Raw genomic sequence first — 13254 nt, forward strand, 5'->3', positions numbered from 1 at the left:
CCGTCTTGCCGCGTGCCGGTTTCCTCTCCCAGAGTATGACGATGACACCAGGCCCGGCATTCACGCCGCAGAACAAGATTGCCGCGGCGGTTACCGGCGCGCTCGTGCTGTGCCTTGCCCTGGACATCCTGGTGCCGCTCGGCACCGGCGTCAGCGTGCTCTATCTGCTGCCCACCGTGCTGGCTTATGCCGCGCAGCGCAAGATCATCCCGCTGCTCGCCGCAATCGCCGGCATCGGCTGCGCGTTCATCGCCTATTTCGTGGCCCCAGACGGCCTCGGCCCCGAAGTCGCGTTCATCAACCGCGCACTCTCGGGCACCACCAACCTGCTGGTGGCGGGCATCGGCTATCTGTTGATCCGCTACCGCAACGAGACCCGGCACGCGCAATGGCTCCGCGCCAGCGAGGCCGAACTCGCCCGCGCCACCGCCGGCAACCTGCCGCTCGCCGATGTCGGCAGCCGCGCCCTCGCCTTCATCGGCGAGCGTTTCGGCGCGATCGCCGGCGCCATCTTCGTGCAGGGCGACGGCAGCTATCGCCGCATCGCCACCTGGGGTGTCCCCGCCGACGCCGGGGTGCCCGAGGAGATCGCGCCCGGCACCGGCCTGCTCGGCGAAGTGATCACCCACGGCCGCACGACACTGGTGGAACAGGTTCCCGCCGGCTATCTCGCTTTCGGCTCCGCACTGGGCCGGGGCACGCCCGCCCGGCTGGTCCTGGGCGCCACAGTTGTCGACAACGCCGTCAACGCGGTTCTCGAACTCGGCTTCCTCGATACCGACGAAGCCCTCCCGCAGGACTTTGCCGCGTTCCTGGAACTTGTCGCCGGGCCGCTGGGCCTGACCCTGCGCGCCGCCAAGTACCGCGCCCGGCTCGAGACGCTGCTTGCCGAAACCCAGCAGCAGGCCGAGGAACTCCAGAACCAGAGCGAGGAACTGCGCGCCACCAACGACGAACTGGAAGCGCAGAGCAAGTTGCTGCTCCAGTCGCAGGCCCAGCTCGAAGAGCAGCAGGCCGAACTCGAACGCAGCAATTCGCAGCTGGAGGAACAGGCCCAGTCGCTGGAGGCGCAGCGCGACGAACTGACCCGCTCGCAGACACAACTGCGAAACCAGACCGAGGAACTGGAACAGGCCAGCCGCTACAAGAGCGAATTCCTGGCGAACATGAGCCACGAACTGCGCACGCCGCTGAACTCGCTGCTGATCATGGCCCGCCTGCTGGCCGACAACCGCGGCGCCAACCTGACCGACGAGCAGGTCCGCTACGCCGAGACCATCGAGTCCTCGGGCAACGACCTGCTGCTGCTCATCAACGACGTCCTCGACATTTCCAAGATCGAGGCCGGACGTCTCGAACTGCAACCGGCGGAGATGCCGGTCGGCACCCTCGTCCGCCGGCTGGAGGATACCTTTGCCGTCCCCGCCGCCGAGAAGGGCCTGCGTCTCTCGGTCGAGATCGCCCCCGGCGCCCCCGCCGCCATCGAGACCGACGGGCTCCGTCTCGAACAGGTGCTCAAGAACTTCCTCTCGAACGCGGTGAAGTTCACCGCCGCCGGCGAAGTGGCGCTGAGCGTGCGGGCCGGCAAGCCCGGCCATGTGGTCTTTGCCGTGCGCGACACCGGCCCCGGCATCGCCAAAAACCAGCAGGACGCGATCTTCGAGGCGTTCCGCCAGGCCGATGGCGGCATTGCCCGCAAGTTCGGCGGCACCGGCCTTGGCCTGTCGATCTCGCGCGAACTGGCCCATCTGCTCGGCGGGACGATCTCGCTCGTCAGCGCGCCGGGCCAGGGAAGCACTTTCGCGATCGAGGTGCCCGAACGCTTCGCCGCCGCCGAGACCGCCGCCCTGCCCCGCTCGGCCAGCCGATCGCCCGCCCCGCAAGTCGCCGCGCCCACCGCCGCACCGCGCGCGATCGCCGTGCCCGACGACCGCGAGGCGCTGAGCGGCGATTCCCGCGTCATCCTCATCGTCGAGGACGATGTGGCCTTCGCCCGCATCCTCGGCGATCTCGCGCATGAACTGGGCTTCCAGTACCTGATCGCCACCACCGCCGACGAAGGGGCCCTGCTGGCCCGGCAATACCTGCCCCAGGCCGTCATCCTCGACATGCACCTGCCCGATCACACCGGCCTTTCGGTGCTCGACCGGATCAAGCGCGATACCCGCACGCGGCATATCCCGGTGCACATCGTCTCGGCCGACCACGACGATCACGGCGCGCTTGCCAGCGGCGCGGTGGGCTACCTGTTCAAGCCGGTCACCCGTGAAACGCTGGTCACCATGCTCGAAGGCCTCGAGGCCCGCATGGCCCAGCGCCTGCGCCGGGTGCTGGTGGTGGAGGACGATGCCCGCCAGGCCGATGCCGTGCACCACCTGCTCGCCTCGCGCGATGTCGAGACGGTCGAAGTGCAGAGCGCGGCGGAATGTCTCGAACGGCTGGCGGACGGCACGTTCGACTGCATGGTGCTGGACCTCAACCTGCCCGACATGTCGGGGCTGGACCTGCTCGACCGGCTGGCCCACGACGAAAGCGTCAGTTTCCCGCCGGTCATCGTCTATACCGGCCGCGAACTCTCCGAAGAGGAGGAGATGCGCCTGCGCCGCTACTCCAAGTCGATCATCGTCAAGGGCGCCAAGAGCCCGGAACGCCTGCTCGACGAGGTGACGCTGTTCCTCCACCAGGTCGTCTCGGAACTGCCGCAGGACAAGCAGCAGCTGCTCGCCCGCTCGCTGGGCCGCGATGCCGCGCTGGAAGGGCGCCATATCCTGGTCGTCGAGGACGACATCCGCAACGTCTATGCGCTGACCTCGGTGCTGGAACCCCACGGCGTCTCGGTGCGCATTGCCCGCAACGGCATCGAGGCGCTGGCCGAACTCGCGCGCGCGGCGGACAGCGACGGGCCCCCTGTCGATCTCGTGCTGATGGACGTGATGATGCCGGAAATGGACGGGCTGGCCTGCACCCGCGAGATCCGCCGCCACGAACAGTGGGGCCGCCTGCCGATCATCGCGCTCACCGCCAAGGCGATGGAGCGCGATCACCTCGAATGCATCGAGGCCGGCGCCAACGACTACCTGTCCAAGCCGCTCGACGTCGACAAGCTGCTCAGCCTGGTGCGCGTATGGATGCCGCGATGAGGAGCCGCGCCCCGCGCCCCAAGGAAACCCTCGAGAACATCGAGGCCGACCTCATCGTCGAGGCAATCTGGCGGCGCTACCAGTACGACTTTCGCGACTATTCGCGCGCCTCGCTGCTGCGCCGGCTGCAACGGGCCCAGTCGCATTTCGGCTGCACGCACTTGTCGGGCCTGCTCGACCGGATCCTCCACGATCCCGACAGCCTCAATGCGCTGATCGGTTTCCTGACCATCCAGGTCAGCGAGATGTTCCGCGATCCGGAGTATTTCCGCGCCATCCGCGAACAGGTGGTGCCGCACTTGCGGACATGGCCGTCGATCAAGGTCTGGGTGGCGGGCTGCGCCAATGGCGAGGAGTTCTATTCGCTCGCCATCCTGTTCCGCGAGGAGGGCCTTGCCGAGCGCACGATGTTCTACTGCACCGACATCAACCCCGCCGCGCTGGCCAAGGCGGAGGCAGGCGTCTTCGAGATCGAGCGGGTCGCCGGTTTCTCGCGCAATTACCGCGAAGCCGGCGGGCGCGCCTCGCTGTCGGACTACTACACCGCCAATTTCGGCGTCGCCCGCTTCGATCCCTCGCTGCGCAAGCGCGCGGTCTTTGCCGACCACAACCTCGCCAGCGACGCGGTGTTCTCGGAAGTCCAGTTCGTGTCGAGCCGCAACGTCCTCATCTATTTCGACCGCGTCCTGCAGGACCGCGCGTTCGGCCTGTTTGCCCAGTCGTTGCCGCAAGGCGGATTCCTCGGTCTGGGTTCCAAGGAAACGGTGCAGTTCTCCGGGGAAGCCGACAGCTTCTCCGACTTCGCGCCGCTGGAAAAGATCTGGCGGCGCAATGCCCGCCAGGCAGAGGAGAACGCCTTTGCTCACTGAGCCGCTCAAGATCCTCGCGGTCGACGACATTCCCGACAACCTGGCCGCGCTGGAAGCCGCACTGGACCAGCCCGGCGTCGAACTGGTGACGGTCTCCTCCGGGTTCGAAGCCCTCGAAGCCCTGCTGCGCGAGGACTTCGCGCTGGCCCTGCTCGACGTCCAGATGCCCGAGATGGACGGCTTCGAGCTGGCCGAACTGATGCGCGGGACCGAGCGCACCCGCGGCGTGCCGATCATCTTCCTCACCGCCGTCGCCACCGACGAACGACGCAAGTTTCGCGGCTACGAGACCGGCGCGGTGGACTATCTGCTCAAGCCCCTCGACATCACCGAACTCAATTCCAAGATCGCGGTCTTTGTCGAACTCGCGCGCCAGCGCCGCGAGATTGCCCGGCAGCGCGACGAACTGGGCCTCGCCCTCGGCCGGGTCCGCGCACACGGCGACAATTCCCCGCTCGCGGTGCTGGAGATCGATGCCGGTCTGCGCATCGCCAGCTGGTATCGCAGCGCCGAGCGCGAGATCGGTTTTACCGCCGAGGACATGCTGGGCCTCGGCCTCAAGGACGCCCCGTTCCTGGCGGAAACCGGCCGCGCGGACTTCATCGCGGCGATGCGGGCGCTGCTCGAAGGCGGCGATCGCCGCGAACGTCAGGAGCATCGTTTCATCCGCGCCGACGGCGAGGTTCGGGAGGGTGAGTGGTACTGCTCGTCGCTGGCCGGAACCGGATTTCGCGGCGCCAGCGTCATGATCGAACTGCTCGACGTGACCGCGCGCCACCGGGCCGAGGAAACCCAGCGGCTGCTGATCGGCGAGCTTAACCACCGGGTCAAGAACACGCTGGCGACGGTGCAGGCCATCGCCTCGCAGGGGCTGCGCCATGCCGCCTCGCCGGACGCGTTCCAGACCACCTTCTCCGGCCGCCTTCAGGCGTTGTCGCGCGCCCATTCGCTGCTCAGCGCCGCGACCTGGGAAGCGGCCAGCCTCAAGGACCTGATCGCCGGGCAGGTGGCGATCGGGGCGGTCAGCGAAGACCGCCTGCACCTCTCGGGCGCGGACATCGACCTGCCCCCCGAACTGGCGCTGCGCTTCGCGCTCATCCTCCACGAACTGACGACCAATGCCCACAAGTACGGCGCCTTGTCGAACGAGACCGGCACCGTCACGATGCAGTGGCGGCGGGATGAACATCGTCTCGAATTCACCTGGCGCGAGCGCGGGGGACCGCCGGTCACCGCCCCGCAGCGGCGCGGTTTCGGCACCACGCTGATGGAAGAGGGCATGGCGGCCGATGGCGCCCGCGTCGTCGCGGACTATGCCGCCGATGGCCTCTGCTGGAGCCTGTCCCTGCCGATGGGCGACAGCGCCCCGCCTGCCGAAAACCGCAAGGAGCCGCGTGCCGCGATGACACCCCCGACCAGCCCCGAACCCGCCAACGTGCCAGCCGCAACGACAGCGGGGGGCCTCAAGGTCCTGGTCGTCGAGGACGAACCGCTGGTGGCGATGGAACTGTTCATGGAGATCGAGGATTCCGGCGCGATCCCCGTCGGCCCGGCAACAACCTGCGAACAGGCCATCGCCCTGATCCGCGAGGCGGCGCCCGACCTCGCCCTGCTCGACGGCAATCTCAACGGCGAGCGCATCGATCCCGTCGCCGACGAACTGGCCGCGCGCGAGACGCCCTTCGCATTCGTCAGCGGTTACGACCGCTCGCACCTGCCAGCCGGGCACAGCACCCGGCCGATGCTGGGCAAGCCCTTCCTCGGCACCGAGGTCAATGCCATGGTCCTGCAACTGGCGGCCGAAGCGGCGCAGTAAAGCGCCGCCCCCGCCCCTCCCTCAGAGCAGTTCCTAGAGCGGCGTTCCCGCATCGGCCGGCACCTCGGCGGCGGGCGGATGTGGAGGCGGTTGAAGGTCTCCTCCCGCGCGAAGTATTCCTGGGAGTGCGGCGGGCGCCCGTAAGGCTATTCCGGCTCGCGGCCGATGACCGTGACGGTTCCGGCAGAACCGTTCTGGCGCAGGGCAATGCCGTCCTGCGCACCGCCCCGGCGAGAGCCTCACCCCGATTGCCGCCATCACCCCGAAGAAGAGCGATGCCGATCCGCCCCTCGGAATGCTCGTGCCGCTGGCGGGCATCGGCGTCCCGATATTATTTCGCATGCTGAATTTTTGGTGCGCCAAGCGGCTGCCGGTCTGCCACAGCCGTGGTTCCGGTGCTTGCGAAGATCGCGAAGGCGACAAGGAAGGCAGCGGCGAACCACCGGCAGCGCAGGAAATCCCGCCGACGCCGAACAGGGGAGAGGACATGAAAAGGACTTGCGGATTCGTCCGTCAGCGCGCGTTGACCGGAACCTCGGAAGGCGCACTCTTGCCGCTCGGCGCTTTGCCCCGCACGGGCGCGACGGGCGCGACCGGCACGCTCCTCCTCGGCCTGGCCGGGGCTGCGGCGGCGCTTGCGGGGGCGATAACGCCGGTTCTGGCTGAAACCACGCCTGCACCGACGGCCTCGGCAGCAACCACGCCGGAACCAACCGCGCCCGCTGCAGACCCGCTTTTCGCCGAGCCCTATGTCGATGTCGACGAATGGCGCGATGCACCGGTCCGCCACCGCTATGTCCATGGCGGCTTCAAGGGCACCGACACACGCTTCTCGTTCTATTTTCCGCCCAAGTCGCAATACCAGGGCCGGTTCTTCCAGCACTTCACGCCGGCCCCGGACAACGAGAACCTGGCGCAGCACCCCACATCCCCGGCCAACGACAAGATCGGTTTCTCGGTCGCCAGCGGCGGATATTTCGTGGAAACCAATGGCGGCGGGGCAGCCGTTGCCGGCTTCGGCTCCAAGGACCCGACCATCGGCGCCTACCGCGCCAATGCCGCCGCAGCCCGGTACTCGCGGGTCCTGGCCCTGCAAATGTACGGGGGCAAGCGCCCCTACGGCTATGCCTATGGCGGCAGCGGCGGCGCCTATCGTACCGTCGGATCGATGGAGAACACCCGCGGCGTCTGGGACGGAGCGGTGCCCTATGTGCTGGGCTCCAGCATGGCCATCCCCAACAGCTTCACCGTGCGCATGCACGCCATGCGCCTGCTCGACGGCAAGTTCCCGCAGATCGTCGATGCCGTCGAGCCGGGCGGCAGCGGCAATCCCTATGCGGGGTTGACCGGCGAACAGGCCGCCGCCCTGCGCGAAGTGACACGCATGGGTTTCCCCATCCAGTCCTGGTTCGGATGGAAGACGATGGGCATCCACGGGTTTGCCGCGCTCTACGGCGGAGTGGTGATGGCCGATCCCTCCTACTTCACCGAGTTCTGGACAAAACCCGGTTATTACGGGTTCGATCACCCGGAGAGCTTCAGCGGCTACCGGATGCAGCACAAGGCGGCCATCGCCGCGCTGGTAACCGGCGCCGAGGCCCGGCGCCTGCATCTGGAAACGGGCGTTACCAACGGCAAGACCACCGGCAACGTCGATGACAGCTACGCCGCAATGCAGGACAAGGAGGCCAAGACCGTCGTCGCGGTGCGCCTGTCCTCGCCGCCGCCGTCGATCCCGTTCCTGGGCGGGGACCTCATCGTGCTGTCCGGCGCCGCAAAAGGCGCGCGGCTCACCCTGAGCAGGATCGAGGGCGACACGGCCATCTTCGGCATCGTCGATCCCATCGTCGCGGCCCGGCTCGCGGCGGGAGACGCGGTGCAGGTCGACAACAGCAACTTCCTCGCCGCCCAGACCTACCACCGCCATCAGGTGCCCGCCGCCGAATTCCGGGTCTGGGACCAGTTCAGAGGGCCGGACGGCAAGCCGATCTACCCCCAGCGGCCGATGCTGCTGGGCCCGCTGTTCACCAAAGCCACCGCTGGTTCGGTGCCGGAAGGCAATTTCGAAGGCAAGATGATCCTGGTGGAATCGCTGTGGGACCGCGAAGCCTACCCCTGGTCGGCCGACTGGTATCGCGCGCGGGTGGAAAAGCATTTCGGCGCCGCTACCGACGATCACTTCCGGCTGTGGTTCACCGACCGGGCCCTGCATGGCGACAGCGATACCCAGGAGGACCCGACCCGCACGGTCAGCTACGTGCCGGTACTGAACCAGGCGCTGCGCGACCTTGCCCTGTGGGTGGAGAAGGGAATCGCGCCCCCCGCCTCGACCCGCTATCGATACGAGGACGGGCAGATCGTGGTTCCCGCCGAGGCGACCGCGCGGCTCGGCATCCAGCCGGTGGTCACGCTCACGTCCAGTGGCCGCGACCGCGCGGACATCGCCGCTGGTCAAACGGTCACCTTCACGGGCACCATCGAGGTCCCGCCCGGTTCCGGCTCGATCGTTGCGGCGCAGTGGGACTTCGAAGGCGCCGGCACGTTCGCGGTCTCCTCACCGGTCAAGCCCGGCAGCAAGACCGCCACGGTCACCATCACCCACCGGTTCGACAGGCCCGGCACCTATTTCCCGACCCTGCGCGGCGTCTCCCAGCGCGAGGGCAGTCGCACGACCGTATTTGGCCGGATCCAGAATCTTGGCCGGATGCGGGTCGTGGTGCAGTAGCGGCGCGGCTGTCCGGCAGCGTTACCCGGTGCCGAGCGTGAGGAAATTCGCCCGTTCGAGACGGGCAACGGAATCGCGCGCCACCGGCGCCACCGCCCCGTTGACCAGGGTGAGGCTGCGATTGCGTCCGTCGGCCGCGATTCCGGCGATTGCGCTGCGGGTGATCCACCAGCTGCGATGAACCTGCTCCCCCGGCCAGTCGTCCATCTCGGCGATGGCATCGCGCAGCCGCATGAACACCAGTTCGGAACCGCGCACGCCGTGGACCCGCACGTAGTGGTCCTCGCTTTGCAACGCGATGATCGGGCCGTGAAAACCGGGAGAAAGGCGCGCGGCAAGACGCGGTGGGGGGCGCGGTGCGGGGCCGGACGCAGGCTGAGCATCACCCGGCGGCGGCAGCGGTGCGCCACCTGCCGCCGCGATCGCCGGCACCTCGGCCTGATCCGGCTTGAGCATGGCCGCCAGCCGGTGATCGAGACGGCGCGCACGATCCACGATCGCCAGAACCCCGATCGCGCTCAAGACCGCAAAGGGCAAGATACCCGCGAAGCCTTCAAGCTGGTGGAAGAACGCCGTCGCGCTCCAGCGCCACAGGAGCGCCAGCGGAAAGCTCGACAGAAACACCCCCCAATAGACCAGCATCTGCCGGGGCAAGGAGGTCGCCTCGGCCACCCGGGTCCACAGCAGGATCGAGGGCCGCACCAGCACGTAGGCGCCCATCAGGTGCATCCACCAGCGCCAGACCCGGCCCACGAAATCCCCCTCGAGATAGGTGCCGAAGGGGCCCAGGAAACCGATGATCGCGGCGGCGATCGCCATGGCCCAGAATTCGATCAGGATCCGGCGCAGCCAGCGCACGCAGCATCTCCCCATTCACGATGCGCCAATTGGAAAATCGCCGCATTTCCGCCGACTTTGCGGCGTCCTTGCCAACGTAACGTAAAACCGATTGCCCGCCAATCGCGGCCTGTCACCTGAAACCCGACAGGCGGTACCTCCCGTTGGGGCCGCACGAGACTTCAGGAGATCGCCATGCCCGCCATCCCGTATCGCCCGGTCCTTGTTGCCGGCATGCTTGCCGTGCTTGCCCATGCCATCGCCTTTGCCGTCGCGCTGGCCTGAGCGCCGCCATGATCGAAACGCTTTTCACCGGTGAACAGGCGCTCACCGTCTGGCTCTGGGCCTTTGTCGCCACCGGCGTGGTTGCCGGTATCGTCAGCGGATTCTTCAAGGCCCGCAAGATCCAGCCGCGCGGGTTCAAGTGGAAGACACTGCGCAACGAAGCGATCGTCGCCGTGATCACCCTGCTGATCTCGGGCAAGATCCTTGGCGCCGCTACTGGCTGGCTGAAGGCGCAGGGCTGGATCACCTTCCACAGCGGCCCTGCCCCCTGGTGGATGATCGCGCTGGAGTTCGGCGCGTACTTTTTCCTGTTCGACACCTATTTCTACTGGCTCCATCGCTGGATGCACAAGGAGCCGTTCTATGGCTGGGTGCACAAGCTTCACCACAAGTCGACCTCGCCCAACCTGCTGACGACACTCTCCGTCAATCCGCTGGAATCGATCATCAACGGCGGCTTCGTGCCGCTGTTCCTGGCGATCTTCACCGTTCATCCCGCCACGATGGCGCTGATCCTGCCGACCAACATCGTCATGGGTCTCTACGTGCACTCCGGATACGAGTTCCTGCCGCGCTGGTGGAACCGCACCTGGGCTACCAAGTGGTTCATCACCGCGACGTTCCACGACCAGCACCATCGCTACTTCACCGGCAATTACGGCGGCTACACGACGATCTGGGACCGTCTCTGCGGAACCATGCGCAAGCGATACGAAGCCGATTTCGACACGATCAAGGCGCGCACGGTGCCTGACCGCGGCCTCCCGGGATTGAACGCGGAAGGCGGCGAAGCCCAGGCGCTGAACTCATGACCCGGGCGTAAACTCCAGCTGCGTCCATTTGCTGTCAGACCCGGCATTGGCGACCACGCTTTCGACAAATGCCATGGTCCGCAGTCCCGCCGCGATGGATGGGAATGCGTCGTCCGGGCCCGGCGCATCGCCCAGGATACGGGCGGCAAAGGCGCGGTAGAGGTTTGCGAAAGCCTCGATGTAGCCCTCGGGATGGCCCGCCGGGGTGCGCAGCCGCTGCAAGGTGGACGGCGCCAGCCCCGGACCGCCGGATCGCACGGTTTCCATCGGCCGGTCCAGCCAGCGCAGCACCAGGCTGTTGGGTTCCATCTGCGACCACTCGAGACCGCCCGCCTCGCCGTGGATACGCAGCTTCAGGCCGTTCTCGTCCCCGGCCGCAACCTGGGTGGCCTTAAGCACGCCGCGCGCACCGTTATCGAGCCGCAGCAGCACGCTGACATCGTCATCCAGCTGGCGACCCGAAACGTGAGTCGCAAGGTCGGCACAGAGCTGCTCCACCCGGAGCCCCGATACGTGTTCGGCAAGGTGGAAGGCATGGGTGCCGATGTCGCCGAGACAGCCCCCCAGTCCGGCGCGCGCGGGATCGGTACGCCATTCGGCCTGCTTGTTGCCGTCCCGGTCGATCGGCTGGCTGAGCCAGCCTTGCGAATACTCGACCTGGACCAGCCGCACCTTGCCGAAATCGCCGCGCGCGACCCGCGCGCGCGCCTCCTCGATCAAGGGATAACCGCTATAAGTGAAGGCAAGCGCGAAGTGACGGCCGGAACGCGCCGCAGCCTGCGCGATTTCCTGCGCTTCCGCAGTGCTCAGCGCCATGGGCTTTTCGCAGAAGACGTGAAAACCGGCGTCCAGCGCGGCAATCGCCATCGGCGCGTGGAGGTGATTGGGCGTGACGATCGACACCGCATCCACCCGTTCCGCTTCGGGCAGAGCCGATTCCGCGGCAAGCATGGCCTCCAGCGACGCATAAGTGCGCGCCGGCGCAATGCCCAGCATGTCGCCCGAGCGCCGGTTGCGCGCGGGATCGCTGCTGAAGGCCCCTGCGACCAGTCGCCAGTCCCCGTCGAGCGCCGCCGCCGCGCGGTGGATCGCGCCGATGAAGGCGCCCTCGCCTCCGCCCACCATGGCCAGTTGCAGGGTCCGTTTCATCACCGCTCTCCCTTGTATTTTTCAGAATACCATAAAGTCATGAATTTCAGCCTTGATCCGATATGATTTACCGGTAAACATATGGCAATAAGAAATAAGACGGAGAGTCGAGGATGCGCATGACAGCACCCCTCAGCCTGCCCCCCATGACCCCGCGCCCGAGAACCCTCGCCGCAGCAATGATGCTGGCCGCCCTGTTTACCGCCGGCAGCGCCGCGGCGCAGACCGCCCCCGCCGCCTTCAACGCGTGCCGCGCCTGTCACAGCGTGGACAAGGGCGGCAAGAACGGTGTCGGCCCCAACCTCAACGGCGTGGCCGGACGCCAGGCCGCCGCTGCCCCTGGCTTCAACTATTCGCCCGCGCTCAAGGGCTCGAAGCTGAGCTGGGACGACAAGACGCTCGACGCCTTCCTCGCCGCGCCGGCCAAAAAGGTGCCCGGCACCCGGATGCCGATCGCCACGCCCGATCCGGCCAAGCGCGCCGCGATCGTCGCCTATCTCAAGAGCCTGAAGTAAGGGGCACAAGCACGATGCGTGGTCCGGCCATCTTTCTGGCGCAGTTCATGGGTGATGCCGCCCCGTTCGACAGCCTGGACAATGCCGCCCGGTGGATGGCGCAGGCCGGCTACAAGGGCATCCAGGTGCCCAGCAACGATCCGCGCTGCATGGACCTTGGGCTGGCGGCCGAAAGCCAGGACTATTGCGACGAACTGGCCGGGCGCTGCCGCGAGGCCGGGGTCGAGATCACCGAGCTGTCCACCCACCTGCAAGGCCAGCTGGTGGCGGTCCATCCCGCCTATGACGCCGCTTTCGATGCTTTCGCCCCGGCCGAGCTGCGCGGCAAGCCCGCGCAGAGGCAGGCATGGGCGGTGGATCAGCTCAAGCTTGCGGCAAAGGCCAGCCGCCGCCTGGGGCTGACGGCCCACGCCACCTTCTCGGGCGCGCTTGCCTGGCCGTTCTTCTATCCCTGGCCGCAGCGCCCCGCCGGTCTGGTGGAGGAGGCCTTCGCGGAACTGGGGCGGCGCTGGCAGCCGATCCTCGACAGCTTCGACGAGGAAGGGGTCGACCTCTGCTTCGAACTCCATCCCGGTGAGGACCTGCACGACGGCCTGACCTTCGAGCGTTTCCTCGATGCCGTAGGCGGCCACCGGCGCGCCAACATTCTCTACGATCCCAGCCACTTCGTGTTGCAGGCGATGGACTACCTCCAGTTCATCGACATCTATCACGAGCGCATCAGGATGTTCCACGTCAAGGACGCCGAACTCAATCCGACCGGGCGGGCGGGCGTCTATGGCGGCTATGCCGACTGGGTGGATCGTCCCGGCCGTTTCCGCTCGCTGGGCGACGGGCAGGTCGACTTTACCGGCATCTTCTCGCGTCTAACCCAGTATGGCTACGAGGGCTGGGCGGTGCTCGAATGGGAGTGCTGCCTCAAGCACCCCGAGGACGGCGCGCGCGAGGGGGCACCCTTCATCGCGGCACACATGATCCGCCGTCCGGAGCGGGCATTCGACGATTTCGCAGGGGGCGGAGATCCCGCCAACAACCGGCGCTGGCTGGGGCTGACCTGACGGCACGGCAAACACGTCCCCGATAACAGACAACACGGGGCCCATGGG

The 13254-nt window shown here is 67.3% G+C and carries 9 protein-coding genes and 1 pseudogene; 7 read left to right on the top strand and 3 right to left on the bottom strand.

What is annotated here, in order from left to right; translation table 11 throughout:
* The first annotated feature begins 41 nt into the window (after positions 1 to 41).
* Genes DM450_RS20825 through DM450_RS20835 form a run of 3 tightly spaced genes read left to right on the top strand, consistent with a single transcriptional unit; the run spans position 42 to position 5825 of the window.
* Positions 42 to 3140 (top strand): response regulator, encoded by a 3099-nt coding sequence (locus DM450_RS20825; protein WP_142638769.1) that lies wholly within the window; start codon positions 42 to 44, stop codon positions 3138 to 3140.
* Positions 3125 to 4009 (top strand): CheR family methyltransferase, encoded by an 885-nt coding sequence (locus DM450_RS20830; protein WP_142638771.1) that lies wholly within the window; start codon positions 3125 to 3127, stop codon positions 4007 to 4009. Before DM450_RS20825 ends, DM450_RS20830 begins: the two co-directional genes overlap by 16 nt.
* Entirely contained in the window at positions 3999 to 5825 is a 1827-nt protein-coding gene (locus DM450_RS20835; RefSeq protein ID WP_142638773.1) for a response regulator, read from the top strand. The genes DM450_RS20830 and DM450_RS20835 overlap by 11 nt, the downstream gene beginning before the upstream one ends.
* A gap of 68 nt (positions 5826 to 5893) precedes the next feature.
* On the opposite strand, the pseudogene DM450_RS26355 reads toward DM450_RS20835, so the two are convergent.
* Positions 5894 to 6034, bottom strand: a pseudogene (locus DM450_RS26355) (NAD(P)/FAD-dependent oxidoreductase); the annotation flags it as partial.
* Positions 6035 to 6312: 278 nt separating this feature from the next.
* Between DM450_RS26355 and DM450_RS20845 the strand changes: the two are divergent.
* Positions 6313 to 8550 (top strand): PKD domain-containing protein, encoded by a 2238-nt coding sequence (locus DM450_RS20845; protein WP_260610454.1) that lies wholly within the window; start codon positions 6313 to 6315, stop codon positions 8548 to 8550.
* Between the two features lie 21 nt (positions 8551 to 8571).
* Here DM450_RS20845 and DM450_RS20850 read toward each other — a convergent pair whose 3' ends face one another.
* The gene (locus DM450_RS20850; protein ID WP_260610455.1) at positions 8572 to 9408 is read right to left on the bottom strand and encodes a LytTR family DNA-binding domain-containing protein; all 837 of its coding nucleotides are present in this window, start codon (positions 9406 to 9408) and stop codon (positions 8572 to 8574) included.
* A gap of 272 nt (positions 9409 to 9680) precedes the next feature.
* On the opposite strand from DM450_RS20850, the gene DM450_RS20855 reads away from it, so the two are divergent.
* Positions 9681 to 10484, top strand: a complete 804-nt coding sequence (locus DM450_RS20855) for a sterol desaturase family protein (protein ID WP_142638775.1) — start codon at positions 9681 to 9683, stop codon at positions 10482 to 10484.
* Here the strand turns inward: DM450_RS20855 and DM450_RS20860 are convergent.
* Positions 10479 to 11633, bottom strand: coding sequence for a Gfo/Idh/MocA family protein (locus DM450_RS20860; RefSeq protein WP_221889489.1), 1155 nt, complete (start codon positions 11631 to 11633; stop codon positions 10479 to 10481). The genes DM450_RS20855 and DM450_RS20860 overlap by 6 nt on opposite strands.
* Positions 11634 to 11812: 179 nt before the next feature.
* On the opposite strand from DM450_RS20860, the gene DM450_RS20865 reads away from it, so the two are divergent.
* Together DM450_RS20865 and DM450_RS20870 are read left to right on the top strand one after the other, a co-directional pair.
* The gene (locus DM450_RS20865; RefSeq protein ID WP_142639461.1) at positions 11813 to 12148 is read left to right on the top strand and encodes a c-type cytochrome; all 336 of its coding nucleotides are present in this window, start codon (positions 11813 to 11815) and stop codon (positions 12146 to 12148) included.
* Positions 12149 to 12162: 14 nt separating this feature from the next.
* Positions 12163 to 13206: a sugar phosphate isomerase/epimerase family protein gene (locus tag DM450_RS20870; protein ID WP_142638777.1), complete on the top strand. Its 1044-nt coding sequence runs from the start codon at positions 12163 to 12165 to the stop codon at positions 13204 to 13206.
* Positions 13207 to 13254: the final 48 nt, after the last annotated feature.

The sequence above is a fragment of the Sphingomonas sp. IC081 genome (assembly GCF_006874585.1).
GTDB lineage: Bacteria > Pseudomonadota > Alphaproteobacteria > Sphingomonadales > Sphingomonadaceae > Novosphingobium.